This window comes from Terrabacter sp. R4-6, from assembly GCF_057529065.1.
The window spans coordinates 176,780-196,735 of the sequence record NZ_CP197224.1 but is presented as its reverse complement, the minus strand read 5'-3'; the positions used below and the strand labels follow the sequence as shown (position 1 = coordinate 196,735).

The following is a 19,956-nucleotide window of genomic DNA, read 5'->3' as shown; positions in this document are numbered from 1 at the left end:
ACGCCGCGATGACGACCGAACGCCCTGTTCCCGCTCTCCCCGACGGTGTCACGGTCCAGGAGCTCGAGCGGCTCTGCGTCGAGCTCGCGGTGGAGGCCGCCCGCTTCATCCGTGACGAGCGCCCGCCCCGGATGGGCGTCGCCGCGACGAAGTCGACCGAGACCGATGTCGTGACCGTCATGGACCGGCGGTCCGAAGAGCTGCTCCACCGGCTCATCCAGGCGGCCCGCCCCGACGACGGCATCCTCGGCGAGGAGGGGGCCGACGTCACCGGCACCTCCGGCCTGACGTGGGTCGTCGACCCCATCGACGGCACCGTCAACTACCTCTACGAGATCCCTGCGTATGCCGTGTCCGTGGCCGTCGTCGTCGGGGACGCGCACTCCCAGGGCGGGTGGACCCCCGTCGCGGGTGCGGTCGCCGACCCGTGCCGGCGCCTCGTGCACCACGCCGGCCGGGGCACCGGAGCCCGGACGAGCCCGGAGGACCCGACCGAGGACGTCGCGTCGAAGCAGCTGTCGGTCTCGGACGAGGACCGTCTCGCCCGCACCCTGCTCGCGACCGGCTTCGGCTACGCCCCCGAGGTGCGCGCCCGACAGGCGGAGGCGCTCCTGGGGGTCCTGCCCCTCGTCCGTGACATCCGACGCATCGGGAGTGCCGCCCTCGACCTCGTCCGCGTGGCCGAGGGCTCCGTCGACGCCTACGCCGAGACCGGCCTCAACGCCTGGGACCTCGCCGCGGGCTGGCTCGTCGTCGAGGAGGCGGGAGGCGTCGTCATCGGCGCGGGGGAGGAGCCCGGGTCGGCACCCGGCACGGCCCTCACCGTCGCCGCGGGACCCGCCCTCGTCGAGCAGGTGCGCGCGCTCTTCGTCGCGCCGCAGGGCGCAACCGGCTGACCGTCACGCCGCTCGCTCGAGGACGCAGGACGAACGCCCCACCGGCCGAGCCGGGTGGGGCGCCTGTCGTCGTGCGGGAGCGGACGGCATACGTCCGCGGTCGTGCGTCGGGTGACGCTGCTCAGGCCGCCTGGAACGGCTCGAGCTCGGGGACGCGGACGCCGTTCTCCGTGGCGAGGCGGGCGAAGGACTCCAGCTCGCCGGTGTGCACCTGCACGCGGTAGTCGTCACCCGCCTGTCGTGCCTCGGCGAGGTCGCCCAGCGCGTCGTTGACACGTTGCCTGATCTGGTCGACGAACTCGGTCATGGGTGCCACCTCCGGGCCTGGGTTGTCGATCGGTCGAGTCCGGAGACCCTACCGCGCCGTAGGACCCCCAATGTGCACCCGTGGAGGTCGGCGGATGGCAAAGCGCAGGTGAACTGTTCGTCCGAAAAGGGCAGGTGTGAGTGGTGCGGGCGGGGGCGCGTCTCAGGCCTTGGCTCGGGCAACGTGACAACGCGGTGGGGATCGGGCACCATACGCGCACGCGGACATGTTTCGTCGCTGTTGACAACGTCGTTGACCGCGCGGGTTCTCCGGGAACAAGCACGGGCCCACGAGCGTTCTCCGCGTCACAGACCGCAAGGCGCAGCACGAGTAGAAGTGAGACAACGAGATGGCAACCGATTACGACGCGCCACGCAAGACTGACGACGATCTGAGCGAAGACTCCATCGAGGAGCTGAAGTCCCGTCGGGTCGACAAGACGTCGTCCAGCGTGGACGTCGACGAGACCGAGCAGGCCGAGGGCTTCGAGCTCCCGGGTGCCGACCTCTCCGGTGAGGAGCTGTCGGTGCGCGTCCTGCCCAAGCAGGCCGACGAGTTCACCTGTGGACGGTGTTTCCTCGTCCACCACCGCAGCCAGCTCGCCAAGGAGAGCAACGGCATGATGATCTGCACGGAGTGCGCAGCCTGAGCGCATTCCCCACCGGGCAGCAGCATGGCCAGGAGCAAGTAGGGTCGGTCCTCGTGACCGACCCTTGTGCTGTCCCGGTCCGGAGGCTCGACCCCGACCTGGCCCTGCCCCGCTACGCGCACCCCGGGGACGCCGGCGCCGACCTCTGCTCGCGCGTCGACCTGACCATCGAGCCGGGGGAGCGTGTCCTCGTGCCGACGGGTGTGGCCCTCGCTCTGCCCGCTGGTCACGCGGGCTTCGTGCACCCGCGCTCCGGCCTCGCGGCACGTCACGGCATCTCCATCGTCAACGCCCCCGGGACCGTCGACGAGGGCTACCGGGGCGAGATCCTCGTCAACCTCGTCAACCTCGACCCACGCGAGCCGTTCACGGTCCGCAGGGGCGACCGGATTGCCCAGCTCGTGGTGCAGCGGGTCGAGCGCGTGCACTTCGTCGAGGTGGATTCGCTCGACGACACCAGTCGGGGGGACACTGGACACGGATCCACCGGTGGGTTCGCCACCGGCGGCGCCGCCCCGCCGACACCGGGGGAGACGCCCACCGGGGCGTGATCATCGGATACGGTTCGCCGGGCGCTGCGTCAGCGCCGCGACGACCACGGGCGGGCATCGTGCCCACCGTGCAGCAGGACTCAAAGGACGGAATGACGTGGGACTCTTCAGCCGGGGCAAGTCGAAGGACCGCCCGGACACCGATGCCGTGGACCTTCCCGACGACCTCGAGCAGGATGAGCTCGGTGACGGCGGCGTCGACGGCGACGTCGACGGTGACGGCGCCCCTGCGGCCACGTCCCGACCGCTCGACCGCAGCGAGGTCGAGGACGACTCCGACTACCTCAACCTCGGCGCCATCTGGCTGCGCGGGCAGCAGGGCATGGAGCTGCGCCTCGAGGTCAACGAGCAGGAGCAGCAGATCACGGGTGTGACCGCCGTCATCGGCGAGTCGGCCGTGCAGCTGCAGGCCTTCGCCGCTCCGCGCACCGAAGGTGTCTGGATCGACATCCGCAACGAGATCGCCGCGAGCATCGTCGACGCCGGCGGCACCGCCGAGGTCCTCACCGGCGAGTTCGGCGAGGAGCTGCTGACCCGGATGCCGCAGGCCGGCCCCGACGGCCGGACGGTCTTCATGCCGGCCCGCTTCGTCGGTGTCGACGGCCCGCGCTGGTTCCTCCGCGCCGTGGTCTCCGGCCGGGCCGCGATCGAGCCCGCCGCCGCCGAGGCGGTGCACGACGTCATCCGGACGACGGTCATCGACCGTGGCGAGGAGGCCATGCCTCCCCGCGAGCTGCTGCCGCTGCGCCTCCCCGACGCCGACGGCGCCGCCCAGGCCGGTGAGCCGGACGACGCCGCCGAGCAGGGCGGTCCCGACCTCAAGCCGTTCGAGCGTGGACCCGAGATCACCGAGGTCCGTTGATGTCCGGCCCGTGTCCCGCACCGCGTCCGAGCCGGACGCGCCCGTGAGCACGGGCCAGCCCGGCGCCCTGCGTCGCCTCACCGACCGCCTGACCCGCTCGTCGCACGAGATCGAGGCGGCCGAGCTGCGCCGTGAGTCCTCGGACCTCGACGGCGTCGTGCACATCGGCGACGCGCCCCAGCGCGTCAGGGTCACCGTGTGCGGCGAGGTGCGGTCCGTCACCCTGCGGCCGCGCGAGGAGACCCCGGCGCTCGACGTCGAGGTCTGGGACGGCACCGAGTCGCTCCACCTCGTGTGGCTCGGTCGTCGGCGCATCGCCGGCATCGTGCCCGGGGTCAAGATCCAGGCCACGGGCCGCATCACCACCCGCCGGAAGGTCAAGACGATGTTCAACCCGGCCTACGAGCTCATCGGCCGGGCGGGGCAGGCGCATGGCTGACGCCGAGGGCACGGCCGTGGGACCGGGCGGAGAGCGCACCGGGGAGGGCGACGGGGTCGTCCGCTCCGAGGCCGACCTGCGCCGCTACGACACCGTCGAGGAGCTGCTCCGCGACAAGCTGTCCGAGGCGCTGGGCGGCTGGCGCGGCGCCGTCGAGTCGGCTGTGCCGACCCTCGCCTTCGCCCTCGTGTGGGCGCGCACCGAGAACCTCCGCACGTCCCTCGTGGTCGCCGGCGTCCTCGTGGGCGTCCTCCTGCTCGTGCGCCTCGCCCAGCGCCAGGACCCTCGCTTCATCGCGTATGCCGCTGCGGGCGTGGGGATCTCGGCCTTCTTCGCGCTGCGGTCGGGTCGGGCGGAGGACGCGTTCCTGCCGGGCATGCTGCAGAACGCCGGGCTGCTCGTGCTGCTGCTCGTGACGAACCTGACGCGGTGGCCGCTCTTCGGCTTCGTCGTCGGGGTCGCCGAGCCCGAGGCGTTCGCCGAGAACCCCACGTGGTGGCGGCGGCACCCCGGCATCGTCACGGTCGCGGCGCGGCTCGCGTGGGTCCTCATCGCCCTCAACGTCGTCCGGCTCTCGATCATGGTGCCGCTCTACCTTGCCGAGCAGGTCGCCGCTCTGGGCGTGGCCAAGGTGGTGCTCGGCTGGCCGGCGTACCTGCTCGCCATCACGGCGATGGGCGCCATCCTGCTCCGCGGGCGCACGCCGATCGACCCCTCGCGGGTCCCCTGACGCCCGGCCCGGCGACGTCGAGGTCAGTCCTCGAGGTGGGTGTGGTGCCGCTCGCCCGGTGCGACGAGATCCTGGAGGCGGTCCTCCTGCTCCGTCGTCGTGATGAAGAGCAGCTCGTCGCCGGCCTCGATCGCGTCGTCGGGGGTGGGAGCGAGCGGACGCTCCTCGCGGATGATCGCGACGAGCACCGTGTCGGTCGGCCAGTCGACGTCGCCCACGCGGCGCCCGGCGAACGGGCTGCCCTCCGGGAGGGTGATCTCGACCATCGAGGCCCGGCCCTGCTGGAACTCGAAGATGCGCACGAGGTCGCCGATGCTCACGGCCTCCTCGATGAGCGCCGTCATGAGCCGTGGCGTCGACACCGCGACGTCGACGCCCCACGACTCGTCGAACATCCACTCGTTCTTCGGGTTGTTGACGCGGGCGACGGTGCGCGGGACCCCGAACTCGGTCTTGGCGAGGAGTGAGAGCACGAGGTTGGCCTTGTCGTCACCGGTGGCGGCGACGCACACGTCCGACTCCTCGAGCCGGGCCTCCTCGAGGGCGGCGAGCTCGCACGCGTCGGCGAGCAGCCACGACGCCTCGGGCACCCGTGAGGCCTGCACGTCGTCGGCGTCCTTGTCGATGAGCAGGACCTGGTGCCCGTTGCCGAGCAGCTCACGGGCGATGGAGCGGCCGACGCTTCCGGCTCCGGCGATGACGACGCGCATGGGGGTTTCTTCTCCTGTGCCGGGTCAGTGGGCGGCCGGGGCCTGGTCGCAGAGCCGCTCGACGCGAGCGAGGTCGTCGCGCGGGACGGTGAGGTGCACGAGGTCGCCCTGCTGGACGACCATGTCGGGCCGGGGGAGCGTGCCCTCGCCGAGCCGGGTGACGTAGGCGACGCGGGCGCCGGTCTGCTCCTCGAGATCGGTGAGGTGCCGGCCGACCCAGCCCTCGGCGAGGGGGACCTCGGCGATGACGATCTTGCCGCTCGGGTCGGTCAGCTCGGGCACGGCGCCCTGCGGCAGCAGCCGCTGGATCATCTGGTCGGCCGTCCAGCGCACCGTCGCGACGGTCGGGATGCCGAGGCGCTGGTAGACCATGGCGCGCTGCGGGTCGTAGATGCGGGCGGCGACGTGCTCGACCCCGAACGTCTCGCGCGCCACGCGGGCCGCGAGGATGTTGGAGTTGTCGCCGCTGCTGACGGCCGCGAAGGCGTAGGCGTCACGGATGCCGGCGGCGATGAGGGTGTCGCGGTCGAACCCGATGCCCGTGACGGTCTGGCCCTCGAAGGAGGTGCCCAGCCGGCGGAACGCGGAGGCGTCCGCGTCGATGATGGCGACGTCGTGGCCGTTGCGGCCCAGGGTGCGGGCGAGGGTCGACCCGACGCGGCCGCATCCCATGATGACGAAGTGCACGGACGCGACGCTACACCGTGGGGACGTCGCCCACCCCGCAGGCCGCGCAGGCCGGACGCCGAGCGAAACGGGCAGGACGGCATACGTTCTCGGGACGGTGTCCGCGCCGTCCGGAGTGGGTCAGTGCGAGGGGACGATCCGTCATACAGTTGCGTCGTGCCCGGTACCGGTTCGCTGTTCAAGCGCCTCCTCCTCGGTCGCGCGATGCGCAGCGACAAGCTCGGGGAGACCCTGCTGCCCAAGCGCCTCGCGCTGCCGATCTTCGCGAGCGACGCCCTGTCGTCCGTGGCCTACGCGCCCGACGAGATCCTGCTCATGCTCGGGCTCGCCGGCGGCACGTTCGTCGCGACGCACAGCTGGCAGGTCACCATCGCGGTCGTCCTCGTCATGGTCGTCGTGGTGGCGTCGTACCGCCAGAACGTCCACGCCTACCCCTCGGGCGGCGGCGACTACGAGGTCGCGACCGTCAACCTCGGTCCGCGGGCCGGCCTCACCGTCGCGAGCGCCCTGCTCGTCGACTACGTCCTGACCGTCGCGGTGTCGATCTCGTCCGGCGTGCAGAACGCTGCCACGGTGCTCGGTTTCGTCCGCGGCCACGAGGTCATCGTCGCGGTGGCCCTCATCGTCTTCCTCACCGCCATGAACCTGCGCGGCGTCCGGGAGTCGGGCAAGGCGTTCGCCGTGCCCGTCTACGCCTTCATGCTCGCCATCATCGGGATGGGCGTCTACGGCTTCATCCAGCACTTCACGGGCAACCTGACGCCGGCCGAGAGCGCAGGCCTGACGCTCAAGCCCGAGGAGGGCCAGGGCCTCACCGGACTCGCTGCCGCCTTCCTGCTCCTGCGGGCGTTCTCGTCCGGCTGCGCGGCCCTGACCGGCGTCGAGGCCATCAGCAACGGCGTCCCGGCCTTCAAGAAGCCCAAGAGCACGAACGCCGCGACGACCCTGCTCCTGATGGGCACCCTGTCGGTCGTCATGCTCGGCTCGATCATCGCCCTGAGCCAGTGGACCGGCGTCAAGATCGCCGACGACCCGGGCGCCCAGCTGCTGCGCGACGGACAGCCGGTCGGTGACTCGTACATCCAGCACACGGCCATCGGCCAGCTCGCCGAGTCGGTGTTCGCGGACTTCCCGATCGGCGTCGTCTTCGTCTCGATCGTCACCGGCCTGATCCTCGTCCTCGCCGCCAACACGGCGTTCAACGGCTTCCCGGTGCTCGGCTCGATCCTCGCCCGCGACGGCTACCTGCCCCGGCAGATGCACACCCGCGGTGACCGGCTCGCCTTCAGCAACGGCATCCTCATCCTCGCCGGGGCGGCCATCGTCCTCGTCATCGTGTTCAAGGCCGAGGTCACCGCGCTGATCCAGCTCTACATCGTCGGGGTGTTCGTCTCCTTCACCACCTCGCAGATCGGCATGGTGCGGCACTGGACGCGCCACCTGCGCCTCGAGCGCAACGCCAAGGAACGGTCGCGCATGCAGCGGTCGCGCATCATCAACGCGGTGGGTGCGGCGATGTCGGCGACGGTGCTCATCGTCGTCCTCCTGACGAAGTTCCAGGCCGGGGCGAAGTACGCCATCCTCGCGATGGTCGTCCTCTTCGCCCTCATGCTCGGGATCAAGAAGCACTACAACCGCGTGCGTGACGAGCTCGCCATCGACTGGGACGTCGAGCGGCCCATGCTGCCGAGCCACGTGCACGCCATCGTCTGCATCTCCAAGGTGCACAAGCCGACGATGCGGGCGCTGGCGTACGCCCGGGCGAGCCGGCCGTCCTACCTCGAGGCCGTGACGGTCGACGTCGATCCCGACGAGACGCAGGCACTGCTCGACGAGTGGGACAAGCGCGAGATCCCGGTACCGCTCAAGGTGCTGTCCTCGCCGTACCGCCAGATCACGAAGCCGATCCTCGACTACGTCCGGTCGATCCGCAGCGGCAACCCGCGCGACATCGTCACGGTCTACCTCCCCGAGTACGTCCTCGGGAAGTGGTGGGAGCAGGTGCTGCACAACCAGAGCGCGCTGCGTCTCAAGGCCCGGCTGCTCTTCACCCCCGGTGTCATGGTCGTCAGCGTCCCGTGGCAGCTCCAGTCGTCCGAGGGCGCCGAGCGCGACTGGATCGACGAGCCGCCGATCAGCGGGTCCGTGCGCGGTGGAGCGCTGTGAGCGGCCGCCAGAACCGCGAGCGCGCCGCAGGGGGTGAGTCGCTCGTGGGACGGGAGTGGACCGTCGAAGTCGGGCCCGTCGCCCACGGTGGTCACTGCGTGGCCCGGCACGAGGGACAGGTCATCTTCGTCCGCCACACGCTGCCCGGCGAGCGCGTCGTCGCACGCGTCACCGAGGGGCGCGTCGGTGACAGCTTCGTGCGTGCCGACGCCGTGGAGGTGCTCGAGGCCGCGCCCGGTCGCGTGCCCGCGCCGTGCCCGTATGCCGCCCCCGGGCTCTGCGGTGGATGCGACTTCCAGCACGCCTCCCTGGACACGCAGCGTGCGCTCAAGGGCGCCGTCGTGCGTGAGCAGTTCGCGCGGGTGGCAGGACTCGACGTCGACGTCGTCGTCCAGCCGGTGCCGGGCGACGAGGGAGGGCTGCGCTGGCGCACCCGGGTCGAGTTCGCCGTGGACGGTGCCGGGCGCGCGGGTCTGCGCGGTCACCGGTCGAGCCACATCGTGCCCGTCGAGGACTGCCTCATCGCCACCCGAGGGGTCATCGACTCCGGCGTGCTCGACACCGAGTGGCCCGACCTCGAGTCGGTCGACGTCATCGACGCCGTGCACCCCGACGAGCCGGTGCTCGTCCCGCTGCCCGCGCCGGAGGGTGGCGGCAGCGGCGGTGGGCTCGTCGGCGAGCTGGCCCGCGACGGCGACTGGGAGGGCGAGTACGTCGTCTCCGCGAGGGGCTTCTGGCAGGTGCACCCGGGCGCGGCCACGACGTTCCTGTCCCGTGTGTCGACGCTGCTCGGCGCCGAGCCGGGGGACCGCGTCCTCGACCTCTACGCCGGGTCGGGCCTCTTCACGATGCGCCTCGGCGAGCTCGTCGCGCCCGACGGTGTCGTCCTCGGTGTCGAGGGGAACCGTCGCGCGGTCGAGAACGGCGAGTCCAACACCGAGCACCTCGAGAACGTCGAGTGGCGGGCCACCCGCGTCGACCGTGAGCTGCGGTCGCTCGTGGACCAGGACGTGACTGCCGACCTCGTGGTGCTCGACCCGCCCCGCACGGGGGCCGGCAAGGACGTCATGGGGCTGCTCGCTCGGATGGGGCCGCGCCGCGTCGTCTACGTCGCGTGCGACCCCGCGGCCCTGGCCCGAGACGTCAAGGCCGCCGGGACGCACGGCTACGACCTCGTCGCCCTCGAGGCCTGGGACGCCTTCCCGATGACGCACCACGTCGAGTGCATCGCTGTGCTGGAGCCCCGTGACGGGTCCGCCAGCGCCTGAGCACACGTGGCCGAGAGCCCACTCGGCGCGCGGGGCATGGCGTGGGTGCGGGCGCATGGCCGGGGGCGGCGCGCTGTCGGTGGCTCGTACTAGTGTTCGATCATGGAGTCGAGGAGTGCCGTGGGGAGCAGCGAGGTCGCTGCCGGGGGCGTGCTCGCCTTCGTCACCCAGGTCCCCCCTGACGTCTTCGACGCGCTGCCGCCGGTCGCGCAGGCAGCCGTGGTGTGTCGCGTGGTGCCGGAGCGGTTGCGCAGTCTCGACACGGCCGGCGCCGAGGCGGTCCTCGCCGTCACACAGCGCGCGATGAACGTCCTCGGCGCCGTCCAGGATCTCGCGCTGGCCGCCTGCGTCCGCCGTCAGGAGCTCGACCTCGCCGACCTCGACGGGGACTGGTCCGACGGTTCCGAGTACCGCCCGTCGTCGGTGAAGATCGTGGCCTCGAGCGTCGCGCCCATCCTGCGCTCGACCCCACGTGGCGCCGAGTCGCGGGTCGCCGACGCGCTCTGCCTCGTCGAGGACCTCCCGCGCACCCTCGCCGCCGCGCTGGACGGGCACCTCAGCCAGCGGCAGACCGCCGTCGTGGTGGACCAGGCGGGCCTCGTCGCGGTCGATGCCCGTCCGATCTTCGAGGCCGTCGTCATGGAGGGAGGCGGGGCGGAGTCGCTGACACCGGCTCGGCTCCGTCGGCAGTGCGAGCGTGCCGCCATGGCGACCGATCCGTCCTCGGTTCAGTGCCGATCGGAGCACGCCCTCCGTGACCGCTTCGTGCGGGTGGAGCCGGGTCTCGATCCCGGCACGACATGGTGGAAGGCCTCGCTGCCGGCGCGGGACTCGATGCAGGCGTGGGGTGCCGTCGACGAGCTGGCGCACGAGTACGTGCGCGCCGACCCTGCCCGGTCGATCGACCAGGCTCGCGCTGACGCCTTCCTCGATCTCCTCCTCGGCAGCGCCCAGGTGTCCACCACCGTCGAGCTGGTCGTGCCCACCTTCGTCGGTCCCGCGTCGGACGACCGGCGTGGCGTCGCGCTCCGTGGCCCGGACGAGGCGGCGGCAGTGCCCTCCGCCATCCCGGGGGCCGACGTGCGACCCAGCGCCCCGTCCCGCCGACCACGTCCGGGAGATGGGCCGAGCCGGTCGTCATCCGTCGATGTCGGGGCGTTCGACCTGGCACACATCACCGGTCCGCGCCTCGCACCGGAGCATGCGATCGGGTCAGAGCTCTTCGGGCTCGGGTGTGCGCCGCGTGCCGGATGCGACGCCGACCCGGCAGCCGCCGGGGCGTGGCTCGCGCACCAGGCAGCAGTGCCCGTCAAGGTGACAGGAGCGGTCGAGGACGCGGCGAGCCCCCAGCGTCTCCCGGGCGAACGATGGCGACCACCGAAGCTCGGTGTCCGACATCCACGGTTCGGCTGGATGCTCGCACCCGTGCTGGCAAAGGTGCTGTCAGACCCCGATGTCGTGCTGCGCGTGAGCCGAGCCGACGCGCTGACCGGTGTCACTGCGGCGCGCGATCCCGCTACCTACCGGCCCAACGCCGCTCTGGCGCAACGTGTTCGGGACCGCGATCGGACGTGTCGCTTCCCGGGGTGCGGCGTCGCTGCGCGCCGGTGCGACCTCGACCACGTGGTGCGCTTCCCCGACGGCTCGACCACCGAGTGCAACCTCGTCTGCTTGTGCCGCACCCACCACGGCTTCAAGCACCACGCCGGATGGACGTTGACGATGGACGCCGACGGCACGTGCACGTGGACCGCACCCACGGGGCGCTGCTACGTGACCCGTCCGGCTGACGTGAGACTCGACGCTGCCTAGGTCGCGACCGTCAGCGATCGGCGAGCACGGAGATCACGACGCCAAGGGCCCGTGCACCTGTGGGCTTCCCTCGCGCCCGCCGGAGCACTCACGCGCCGGCAGTTTCGGCCAGCACGTGGCTGACGGAGCACCTGAGGGACCTGACGACCAGAGCAGGTGGCCGTCGCGAGAGCATGGGGCCATGTCGTTCAGCTACCCCGTGGCCGTGAAGTTCTCCGAGATCGATCTCGCCGGCGTCGTCTTCAACTCGCACTACCTGACGTGGTGCGAGGACGCGAAGATGGCCTTCCTCGACCACCTCGGCTACGGGCCCTACCGCTTCGCCGACGAGCACCGGCTCGCCCTCGTCCGGCACGCGGAGATCGACTGGACCGCGAGCCTCAAGCCTCTCGACCACGCCGACATCCGTGTCGTCGTCGACCGGATCGGCACGTCGTCGTTCACGCTGCGGCACGAGATCTGGCGACGGGGCGAGCAGCCCCTGCTCACGGCCACGTGCGTCATCACCTACGTCTGGTTCGACACCGAGGCCGGCGCCAAGGCCGAGCTCGACCCCCACTTCCGTGAGGCGCTGACGGGCGAGGGCGCCGGCGACGGTCCCGCCTGAAGGCCTTCTGGCGCGGGCCCTGCGGTGCTAGCGTCGAAAGACGTGCTCGGCATCGGGTGGAGGCGACATGGATGCGTTCATGAGGTTCGACGGCATCGAGGGCAGCAGCCAAAGCAAGGACCACAAGGGCGCGATCGACGTGGTCTCGTGGAACTGGGGCGTGACGACCCCGACGAACGGCTCGGGCAGCGGCGGCGCGGCCGGCCGGCCCCGTGCCCACGAGTTCCGGATCGTCCACCGCTACGACCTCGCCTCGCCCCATCTGGCGTCCTTCGCAGCGACGGGCAAGCACCTCAAGGACGCGACGCTCAACGTCGCCCATCCCGGCGCGCACAAGGACTTCCTCACGGTGACGATGAAGGACCTCGTCGTGACCGAGGTGCTCGTCTCCGGTGAGGAGGACGACGTCGACGAGGAGGTGGCCCTCCAGCCTGCGTGGATCCGCTTCGACTATGCCGAGCCCGGTCCCGGCGGCGGCGCGAGCGGCCGAACGTCCAGCGTCACGTGGGACATCCGATCCAACAAGATGGGCTGACCAGCGGCCCGGGTGGCGACGGGCACCGCGTCGGACCGGACGACGCGCTCGAACGGGCGCTGGCGCGGCTGCGCGCCGGTGACGGGCCGGGAGCCGAGGAGGCGCTCGCCGGTGTGACGGGGGCGCACGACGACGTCCGCGTCCTGCACCTGCGAGCCGTCGCGGCACACCTGTGTCGAGACGACTCCGCCGCTGAACGGCTCATGTCCGAGGCGCTCTCGGCGGTCACGGACCCGATGGTGCTCGCGAGCCTGCACAACGACCTCGGCAACATGCGCCTGGAGGTGGGGGACCCGGCGGGCGCGGTCACGTCGTACGAGGCCAGTCTCGCGGTCCACCCGACCGATGCCCCGACGTGGGCCAACCTCGCCACCGCACTGCGGCTCGCCGACGACCCGGCCGGTGCCGGGGACGCGGGCCTCCGGACCCTGGAGCTCGAGCCGCAGAGCTGGCGCGGGCGGGGCGCCGTGACCGCTGCCGTGCTGGCCCTGACGGCGCGTGACCGTGAGGCCGAGGCCCTCGACCTCGTGCGGCGGTGGGTGCGGCTCGACCCCGACGACCCGGGTGCCCGGCACCGTCTGGCCGCCCTGGGCGGGCTGCCTGCCCCGGACCGCGCGCCGGACGACTACGTCGAGTCGCTCTTCGACGCCACCGCCGACGCGTTCGACCCGCACCTCGCGGGTCTCGGCTACCGGGCGCCGGAGCTCGTCGTGGACCGGGTCGCCGAGCTCCTCGGCGAACCCGTGGCTGACCTCGACGTGGCCGACCTCGGCTGCGGCACGGGTCTCGTCGGCGCGCTCGTGCGTTCCTGGGCGCGCACCCTCGCCGGCTGCGACCTGTCGCTGAACATGCTCCGGCACGCGCAGGTGCGCGGCTGCTACGACGTCCTGCAGCGCAGCGAGCTCAGCGCGTTCCTCCGCGCCCAGCCCACGGCATACGACCTCCTCGTCTGCGCGGACACGCTCTGCTACCTCGGCGACCTCGGCGCGACGACGGCGGCGGCAGCGCGGGCGCTGCGGCCGGGCGGCACCCTCGTCGGGACCGTCGAGCGGCTCGTCGACCCGGTGGGGGACTGGCGGCTGACGCCGTCGGGACGCTACGCGCACGGCGAGGGGTACCTGCGGTCCGTCAGCGCCGCCGCGGGTTTGGCCGACGTGGAGGTGACCCGTGTCCACCTCCGCCTCGAGGGCGGCGTCCCGGTCGAGGGACTGCTCTGGTCGGCACGCCGACCCGGGCCCGGGCAGCGGTCCGACCAGCGGTCGGGCGGGTACGCGACAGGGGCGCGACAGGGGGCGACAACGACGCGAGCGGAGGGAAGGATGGACGGGTAGGGGTGGACTGACAAGGACGGACGCGTGTGGTTAGATATATCTTGACGTCAAGATAAATCGAGCACCGTGACATCAGAGTTGCTGGAAGGAGCCCGTCGTGGGCAGTGTTGACAGCTTCAAGGCCAAGGGGACCCTAGAGGTCGGTGGCCAGTCCTACGAGATCTACCGCCTCGCAGGGGTGAAGGGGCAGGAGACCCTGCCGTACAGCCTCAAGGTCCTCCTCGAGAACCTCCTGCGCACCGAGGACGGCGCGAACATCACCGCCGACCACATCAACGCGGTCGGCTCGTGGGACGAGAACGCCGAGCCCGACACCGAGATCCAGTTCACGCCCGCGCGCGTGATCATGCAGGACTTCACCGGTGTGCCCTGTGTCGTCGACCTCGCGACGATGCGTGAGGCTGTCGCCACCCTCGGCGGCGACGCGGCCAAGATCAACCCGCTCGCGCCGGCCGAGCTCGTCATCGACCACTCCGTCATCATCGACGTCTTCGGCCGCGCCGACGCCTTCGAGCGCAACGTCGAGATCGAGTACCAGCGCAACCGCGAGCGCTACCAGTTCCTGCGCTGGGGCCAGACCGCGTTCGACGACTTCAAGGTCGTCCCTCCGGGCACCGGCATCGTCCACCAGGTCAACATCGAGCACCTCGCCCGCACCGTCATGGTCCGCGAGATCGACGGTGAGCGCGTCGCCTACCCCGACACCTGCGTCGGCACCGACTCGCACACGACGATGGTCAACGGCCTCGGCGTGCTCGGCTGGGGCGTCGGCGGCATCGAGGCCGAGGCGGCCATGCTCGGCCAGCCCGTCTCGATGCTCATCCCGCGCGTCGTCGGCTTCAAGCTGAGCGGCTCGATCCCCGTCGCCGCCACCGCCACCGACGTCGTCCTCACGATCACCGAGATGCTCCGCAAGCACGGCGTCGTCGGCAAGTTCGTCGAGTTCTACGGCGAGGGCGTCTCGCAGGTCCCGCTCGCCAACCGCGCCACCATCGGCAACATGAGCCCCGAGTTCGGCTCGACCTGCGCGATCTTCCCGATCGACGAGGTCACCCTCGACTACCTGCGCCTCACCGGCCGCTCCGACGAGAGCGTCGCGCTCGTCGAGGCGTACGCCAAGGAGCAGGGCATGTGGCTCAAGGCCGGTCCCGACCAGCCGGAGGCCCGCTACAGCGAGTACCTCGAGCTCGACCTCTCGACCGTCGTCCCGTCGATCGCCGGCCCCAAGCGTCCCCAGGACCGCATCGCGCTGACCGACGCCAAGGACGCCTTCCGCAAGGTGCTCCCGACCTACGTCGCGCACGAGGAGGGTGACGCGGGTGCAGCCTCGTCCTTCCCGGCGAGCGACCCGACCCCGCAGGGCACCGTCGAGGGCACGAACGGCGGCGACCGCCCGGCCGACTCCGGTGGCGTGAGCGGCCGCCCCTCGAAGAAGGTGTCGGTCACCGACGCCGAGGGCCGCGAGTTCGAGATCGACCACGGCATCGTCTCGATCGCCTCGATCACGAGCTGCACCAACACGTCCAACCCGTCGGTGATGATGGCGGCCGCGATGCTCGCCAAGAACGCCGTCGAGAAGGGCCTCTCGGTCGCGCCGTGGGTCAAGACGTCGATGGCACCGGGCTCGAAGGTCGTCACGGGCTACTACGACAAGGCCGGCATGTGGCCCTACCTCGAGAAGCTCGGCTTCCACCTCGTCGGCTACGGCTGCACGACGTGCATCGGCAACTCGGGCCCGCTCAACGAGGAGATCTCCAAGGCGATCAACGACAACGACCTCGCCGTCACGTCGGTCCTCTCGGGCAACCGCAACTTCGAGGGGCGCATCAACCCCGACGTGAAGATGAACTACCTCGCGAGCCCGCCGCTCGTCATCGCCTACGCCCTCGCCGGCACGATGGACTTCGACTTCGCGTCGCAGCCGCTCGGCCAGGACGAGGACGGCAAGGACGTCTTCCTCGAGGAGATCTGGCCGGCTCCCGCCGACGTCGAGCGCACCATCGCGAGCTCGATCAGCCAGGAGATGTTCACCGAGGACTACGCCGACGTCTTCGCGGGCGACGAGCGCTGGCAGTCGCTGCCGACCCCCGAGGGCGACACGTTCGCCTGGGACGCCGAGTCGACCTACGTCCGCAAGCCCCCGTACTTCGACGGCATGTCGATGGAGACGACGCCCGTCAGCGACATCGAGGGCGCCCGCGTCCTCGCCAAGCTGGGCGACTCCGTCACGACCGACCACATCAGCCCCGCCGGCGCCATCAAGAACGACAGCCCTGCCGGCAGGTACCTCGCCGAGCACGGCATCGAGCGCAAGGACTTCAACTCCTACGGCTCGCGCCGCGGCAACCACGAGGTCATGATCCGTGGCACGTTCGCCAACATCCGCCTGAAGAACCTCCTCCTCGACGGCGTCGAGGGCGGCTTCACCCGTGACTTCACCAAGGGCGGCGAGCAGACGACGATCTACGACGCCGCGCAGAGCTACGCCGAGGCCGGCACGCCGCTCGTCATCCTGTCGGGCAAGGAGTACGGCTCGGGCAGCTCGCGTGACTGGGCGGCCAAGGGCACGAGCCTGCTCGGCGTCAAGGCCGTCATCGCCGAGAGCTACGAGCGCATCCACCGCTCCAACCTCATCGGCATGGGCGTCATCCCGCTGCAGTACCCGGCCGGCCAGAACGCCGACTCGCTCGGCCTCGACGGCACCGAGACCTTCTCGGTCACCGGCATCACGGCGCTCAACGAGGGCACGACGCCCAAGACGGTCAAGGTCGTCGCCACCAAGGAGTCGGGCGAGACGGTCGAGTTCGACGCCGTCGTGCGCATCGACACCCCCGGTGAGGCCGACTACTACCGCAACGGCGGCATCCTCCAGTACGTCCTGAGGTCGCTCGTCAACAGCTGACCCGCAGCACGGCCCAGCAAGACGGGCCCGTATGCCGTACGCCACGGCATACGGGCCCGTCGCCGTGTGCGCGGGGCTGGGGACCCGGCCGGACGGCATACGCCCTCGGATGGCATGCTCGTCGCGTGAGCGAGCGACACGCTGTCCTGACCGTGTGGGAGACCGGCCTCGACTGGTCCCCGGCGCCTGATGTCGACGACGTGGACGTCCACGTCGACGGCGCCGAGCCGGTGACCTACCGCACGCGGTTCTGGGAGTCGTCGGTCGTCGAGTCGCCCTTCGCCGCAACGGAGCTCATCCCTTCGTGGAACGCCCGCACGCCGGCGGGCACCTGGCTCCACGTCGAGGGTCGCGTGGGCGACGCCGCCGGCTGGACGCCGTGGTTCACCTTCGCGCGGTGGGCCGAGGACGACCCGGCGGGGGAGTCGCCGATCACGCGGACCACGGTGCCCGGGCAGACCTTCGAGGCCGGGAGCGTCTCGACGGACACGTGGCTGTCGGCGCCCGGGCGGGGCGTCGACCGGTGGCAGCTGCGCCTCACGGCCCATGCGATCCCCGATGGCGACGTCGGCTGGCCGACCGTGACGCTCGTCGCCGGCGCGGCCTCACGCTTCGACATCACGCCCGACGAGCCCACGAGCCGGCCCGGCGTGGGATGCGCGCACGAGGTGGCGGTCCCACCCCACTCGCAGCGGCTGCACGTCGGCTCGTTCCCCGAGTGGGACAACGGCGGCCAGTCGTGGTGCTCACCGACGTCGACGACGATGCTCCTCGAGCACTGGGGGCGTGCGCCGGGACGCGACGAGACGTCGTGGGTCGGCCACGACACCGACCCCGAGGTCGTGCACGGCGTGCGACGCGTCTACGACCGCGCCTACGGCGGGGCGGGCAACTGGGCCTTCAACACGGCCTACGCCGGGGCGCGGGGTCTGCGTGCCTACGTGACACGCCTGCGCGACCTGACCGAGGCCGAGGCGTTCGTGGCGGCCGGCATCCCGCTCGTCGTGTCGGTGACCTTCCGTGAGGACGAGCTCGACGGGGCCGGCTACGAGACGAACGGTCACCTGCTGATGGTCGTCGGCTTCACGGCCGAGGGCGACGTCGTGTCCAACGACCCCAACTCGCACCGCATCGCGAGCAACGAGCAGGTGCGCACCGTGTACCGGCGCGACCAGTTCGAGCGGGTCTGGCTCGGTCCCAACGGGGGTCTGGCCTACGTCATGCACCCGCGCGAGGTCGCGCTGCCGTCACCGCCTGCCGAGCCGAACTGGCGCTGACCCGTCAATTTCCTCCGCGACGCGTCCTCATCGCGAGAATTTACGACGGGAAGCCCCCACGGGGCGAGGACCGGGTGTTGACTGGCCGCGCGATCCCCCTCCGGAAGGTGTGCCCATGCCCAGTCGCTCCACCGTCTCAGCCGTTCCGTTCCAGCCCAGCCGCCGCTCGCTGCTCGCCAGCGCCGCCGCCGGTGCCGCCCTCGTCGGCGTCTCCGCCACGCCGCGGGCCCGCGCCGCCGAGGCGAAGAAGGGCGCTGCCGAGCGACACGTCCACTACGCCTCGTGGTCCGGTGCCGACCTCGTCTTCGGACCGTTCGACCGGACCCTCGACTACACCGACCCCCACGCCACGGACGGCACGCCCGTCACCTACGAGGTCGCGACGTGGACCTCTCCCGTCGTCGCGCCCGGCTTCGGCCTGACCGAGCTCGTCGCCTCGTGGAACGCCGCGACGCCCGGGGACTCGTGGGTCGAGGTGCTGGTCCGTGGCACGAGCGCCGGCACGACGACCAAGGACTACGTGCTCGGGCGCTGGGCGGCCAAGGACCCCGCTGACGGTGGCGGCATCCACCGGACCTCCGTCGCCGGCCAGGGTGACACCGTGGCGACCGTCTACACCGACACCCTCGCCACGCGCAGCGGCTTCACCCTGACGGACTGGCAGCTCGAGGTCCGCCTCATGCGTCCCCAGGGCACCACGGACACGCCGAGCGTGTCGGTCGTCGGGGCCATGGCGTCCGCGCTCCCCGACACGAAGAAGGTGCCGCGCAGCCCCAACGGGCCCGCCTGCGGCACGATCCTCGACGTCCCCACCTACTCGCAGGAGGTGCACATCGGGCACTACCCGCAGTGGGACAACGGTGGCGAGGCCTGGTGCTCGCCGACGTCGACGTCGATGGTCGTCGCCTACTGGGGAGCCGGTCCCTCGACTGCCGAGACCGCGTGGGTCGACCCGCCGGTCGACGCCCAGGTCGACTTCACGGCCCGCAACGTCTTCGACTACACCTACGACGGCGCCGGCAACTGGCCCTTCAACACCGCGTACGCCGCCACCCGGGGAGACCTCCACGGCTTCGTCACGCGCCTGCGCACCCTCACCGAGGCGGAGGCCTTCATCGCCGCCGGCATCCCGCTCGTCGTGTCGGTGTCGTTCAAGAAGGGCGAGCTCGAGGGCGCCGGCTACGGCACCAACGGCCACCTCATGGTCGTCGTGGGCTTCACCGAGTCCGGTGACGTCGTGTGCAACGACCCGGCCTCGCACCTCGTCGCGAGCAACGACCAGGTGCGCGTCGTCTACGACCGCGAGCAGTTCGAGAACGTCTGGGCGCCGCACAGCGGGGGCATCGTCTACGTCATCCGGCCCGCGGGCCGGCCGCTGCCACCGGCCCCGGCGCACGAGCCCAACTGGTGACCTGAGCCCGAACGGACGCCCCGCCGCACGCTCGTCACCGACCGAGGCCGGACCTCGGGTCGCGGTCGGTGATGCAGTAGTGGGCGCCGGTCGGGTCGCGCAGCGTGGTCCAGCCGCCGCCGTGGTCGGCGACGACCGTCGCGCCGAGTCCGACGTGTCGGGAGACCTCGGTGGGACGGTCGTCGCAGGCCAGGTCGAGGTGCCCGGTGACCGGCCCGTGGGCCGGCTCGACGAGGCGTTGCAGCAGCAGCCGCACGGGGATCCCGTCGGGGCGCACGAGGTGGTGGAACTCGGGGCGGCTCACCGACCTGCGCAGCGGCCAGCCGGTCAGCTCGGACCAGAACGTGCACTCGGCCTCGTAGGCCGCGGGCGGGATGTCGAGGCACACCTGGTCGACGACGCTCTCGTGCTCCTGGGGCCACCGGGTCGGCCAGGGACGCTGGGCGAGCGGCTCGTGGACGAAGCAGAAGACGAAGCCGCCGGGGGAGCGCAGCACGACGTAGCCGTGCTCCGAGCGGTGGACGACCTCGGCACCGTGGGCCTCGGCCCGCGCCGAGGACTGCTCCGGCGACGTGACGTGCAGGTCGAGGTGGACGCCGGGGGCGGTGTCACCGCCGTCGGCGTCCGTGCGCTGGATCTTGAGGTACGGGTCACCGACCGGAGGTAGCAGCGTCGTGAACTCCGCGTCGTCCCCGCGAGGCGGCGACACGGCATACCCCGTCACTGCAGACCAGAAGTGGGTGCCCGCCGCGTGGACGTCGGGCGGGAGGTCGAGGAAGGCCGTGACCCAGCTGACCGTCGTCATGGTCCGAGACT

19 protein-coding genes are annotated in these 19,956 nt (G+C 71.5%); 15 read left to right on the top strand and 4 right to left on the bottom strand.

The window, feature by feature from the left end:
- Positions 1-8: 8 nt before the first annotated feature.
- On the top strand, positions 9-896 hold the full coding sequence (locus tag ACSSS0_RS00930; protein WP_487229707.1) for an inositol monophosphatase family protein: 888 nt from the start codon (positions 9-11) through the stop codon (positions 894-896).
- Positions 897-1,017: 121 nt separating this feature from the next.
- Here the strand turns inward: ACSSS0_RS00930 and ACSSS0_RS00925 are convergent, their stop codons facing one another.
- Positions 1,018-1,203: a hypothetical protein gene (locus ACSSS0_RS00925; RefSeq protein ID WP_435985808.1), complete on the bottom strand. Its 186-nt coding sequence runs from the start codon at positions 1,201-1,203 to the stop codon at positions 1,018-1,020.
- 349 nt (positions 1,204-1,552) lie between these two features.
- Here ACSSS0_RS00925 and ACSSS0_RS00920 point away from each other — a divergent pair, with 349 nt between their 5' ends.
- The 5 genes from ACSSS0_RS00920 (at position 1,553) to ACSSS0_RS00900 (ending at position 4,434) form a co-directional block, all read left to right on the top strand.
- Complete coding sequence (locus tag ACSSS0_RS00920) at positions 1,553-1,852, top strand: DUF4193 domain-containing protein (protein ID WP_020145516.1); 300 nt, start codon at positions 1,553-1,555, stop codon at positions 1,850-1,852.
- A gap of 53 nt (positions 1,853-1,905) precedes the next feature.
- Positions 1,906-2,403 carry a dUTP diphosphatase gene (gene dut / locus ACSSS0_RS00915; protein ID WP_435985809.1) on the top strand — a complete coding sequence of 166 codons (498 nt, stop codon included), beginning with the start codon at positions 1,906-1,908 and terminating at the stop codon, positions 2,401-2,403.
- 97 nt (positions 2,404-2,500) lie between these two features.
- Positions 2,501-3,265: a DUF3710 domain-containing protein gene (locus tag ACSSS0_RS00910; protein ID WP_487229706.1), complete on the top strand. Its 765-nt coding sequence runs from the start codon at positions 2,501-2,503 to the stop codon at positions 3,263-3,265.
- A gap of 10 nt (positions 3,266-3,275) precedes the next feature.
- Entirely contained in the window at positions 3,276-3,704 is a 429-nt protein-coding gene (locus tag ACSSS0_RS00905; protein WP_435985811.1) for an OB-fold nucleic acid binding domain-containing protein, read from the top strand.
- Positions 3,697-4,434, top strand: coding sequence for a DUF3159 domain-containing protein (locus ACSSS0_RS00900; protein ID WP_487229705.1), 738 nt, complete (start codon positions 3,697-3,699; stop codon positions 4,432-4,434). Before ACSSS0_RS00905 ends, ACSSS0_RS00900 begins: the two co-directional genes overlap by 8 nt.
- A 23-nt stretch (positions 4,435-4,457) precedes the next feature.
- Here ACSSS0_RS00900 and ACSSS0_RS00895 read toward each other — a convergent pair whose 3' ends face one another.
- Positions 4,458-5,144 carry a potassium channel family protein gene (locus ACSSS0_RS00895; protein WP_435985813.1) on the bottom strand — a complete coding sequence of 229 codons (687 nt, stop codon included), beginning with the start codon at positions 5,142-5,144 and terminating at the stop codon, positions 4,458-4,460.
- Positions 5,145-5,168: 24 nt separating this feature from the next.
- Positions 5,169-5,831 (bottom strand): potassium channel family protein, encoded by a 663-nt coding sequence (locus ACSSS0_RS00890; RefSeq protein WP_435985814.1) that lies wholly within the window; start codon positions 5,829-5,831, stop codon positions 5,169-5,171.
- A 204-nt stretch (positions 5,832-6,035) separates the two neighbouring features.
- Here ACSSS0_RS00890 and ACSSS0_RS00885 point away from each other — a divergent pair, with 204 nt between their 5' ends.
- From ACSSS0_RS00885 to ACSSS0_RS00845, 9 genes are all read left to right on the top strand, one after another.
- A complete protein-coding gene (locus ACSSS0_RS00885) occupies positions 6,036-7,997 on the top strand; it encodes an APC family permease (RefSeq protein ID WP_435987842.1) in 1,962 nt (653 codons plus the stop codon).
- On the top strand, positions 7,994-9,265 hold the full coding sequence (locus ACSSS0_RS00880; RefSeq protein WP_487229704.1) for a class I SAM-dependent RNA methyltransferase: 1,272 nt from the start codon (positions 7,994-7,996) through the stop codon (positions 9,263-9,265). Before ACSSS0_RS00885 ends, ACSSS0_RS00880 begins: the two co-directional genes overlap by 4 nt.
- Positions 9,266-9,367: 102 nt before the next feature.
- On the top strand, positions 9,368-11,077 hold the full coding sequence (locus ACSSS0_RS00875) for an HNH endonuclease signature motif containing protein (protein WP_487229703.1): 1,710 nt from the start codon (positions 9,368-9,370) through the stop codon (positions 11,075-11,077).
- Positions 11,078-11,258: 181 nt separating this feature from the next.
- Positions 11,259-11,684, top strand: a complete 426-nt coding sequence (locus ACSSS0_RS00870; protein WP_435985818.1) for an acyl-CoA thioesterase — start codon at positions 11,259-11,261, stop codon at positions 11,682-11,684.
- 79 nt (positions 11,685-11,763) lie between these two features.
- A complete protein-coding gene (locus ACSSS0_RS00865; RefSeq protein ID WP_435985819.1) occupies positions 11,764-12,219 on the top strand; it encodes an Hcp family type VI secretion system effector in 456 nt (151 codons plus the stop codon).
- Entirely contained in the window at positions 12,189-13,550 is a 1,362-nt protein-coding gene (locus ACSSS0_RS00860) for a class I SAM-dependent DNA methyltransferase (protein ID WP_487229702.1), read from the top strand. The genes ACSSS0_RS00865 and ACSSS0_RS00860 overlap by 31 nt, the downstream gene beginning before the upstream one ends.
- A 97-nt stretch (positions 13,551-13,647) precedes the next feature.
- Positions 13,648-16,452 (top strand): aconitate hydratase AcnA, encoded by a 2,805-nt coding sequence (gene acnA / locus ACSSS0_RS00855; RefSeq protein WP_435985821.1) that lies wholly within the window; start codon positions 13,648-13,650, stop codon positions 16,450-16,452.
- Positions 16,453-16,577: 125 nt separating this feature from the next.
- Positions 16,578-17,729 carry a peptidase C39 family protein gene (locus ACSSS0_RS00850; protein ID WP_487229701.1) on the top strand — a complete coding sequence of 384 codons (1,152 nt, stop codon included), beginning with the start codon at positions 16,578-16,580 and terminating at the stop codon, positions 17,727-17,729.
- A 115-nt stretch (positions 17,730-17,844) separates the two neighbouring features.
- On the top strand, positions 17,845-19,140 hold the full coding sequence (locus ACSSS0_RS00845; protein ID WP_487229700.1) for a peptidase C39 family protein: 1,296 nt from the start codon (positions 17,845-17,847) through the stop codon (positions 19,138-19,140).
- Between the two features lie 34 nt (positions 19,141-19,174).
- On the opposite strand, the gene ACSSS0_RS00840 is transcribed toward ACSSS0_RS00845, so the two are convergent.
- A complete protein-coding gene (locus ACSSS0_RS00840; protein WP_487229699.1) occupies positions 19,175-19,945 on the bottom strand; it encodes a VOC family protein in 771 nt (256 codons plus the stop codon).
- Between the last annotated feature and the right edge of the window lie 11 nt (positions 19,946-19,956).

Bases quoted from the DNA above. Each gene is read 5' to 3' on its own strand.
- ACSSS0_RS00920 (WP_020145516.1), top strand. From the start codon at position 1,553: ATGGCAACCGATTACGACGCGCCACGCAAGACTGACGACGATCTGAGC.
- ACSSS0_RS00930 (WP_487229707.1), top strand. From the start codon at position 9: ATGACGACCGAACGCCCTGTTCCCGCTCTCCCCGACGGTGTCACGGTC.
- ACSSS0_RS00845 (WP_487229700.1), top strand. From the start codon at position 17,845: ATGCCCAGTCGCTCCACCGTCTCAGCCGTTCCGTTCCAGCCCAGCCGC.
- ACSSS0_RS00840 (WP_487229699.1), bottom strand. From the start codon at position 19,945: ATGACGACGGTCAGCTGGGTCACGGCCTTCCTCGACCTCCCGCCCGAC.
- ACSSS0_RS00900 (WP_487229705.1), top strand. From the start codon at position 3,697: ATGGCTGACGCCGAGGGCACGGCCGTGGGACCGGGCGGAGAGCGCACC.
- ACSSS0_RS00865 (WP_435985819.1), top strand. From the start codon at position 11,764: ATGAGGTTCGACGGCATCGAGGGCAGCAGCCAAAGCAAGGACCACAAG.
- ACSSS0_RS00875 (WP_487229703.1), top strand. From the start codon at position 9,368: ATGGAGTCGAGGAGTGCCGTGGGGAGCAGCGAGGTCGCTGCCGGGGGC.
- ACSSS0_RS00885 (WP_435987842.1), top strand. From the start codon at position 6,036: ATGCGCAGCGACAAGCTCGGGGAGACCCTGCTGCCCAAGCGCCTCGCG.
- ACSSS0_RS00870 (WP_435985818.1), top strand. From the start codon at position 11,259: ATGTCGTTCAGCTACCCCGTGGCCGTGAAGTTCTCCGAGATCGATCTC.
- ACSSS0_RS00895 (WP_435985813.1), bottom strand. From the start codon at position 5,144: ATGCGCGTCGTCATCGCCGGAGCCGGAAGCGTCGGCCGCTCCATCGCC.
- ACSSS0_RS00925 (WP_435985808.1), bottom strand. From the start codon at position 1,203: ATGACCGAGTTCGTCGACCAGATCAGGCAACGTGTCAACGACGCGCTG.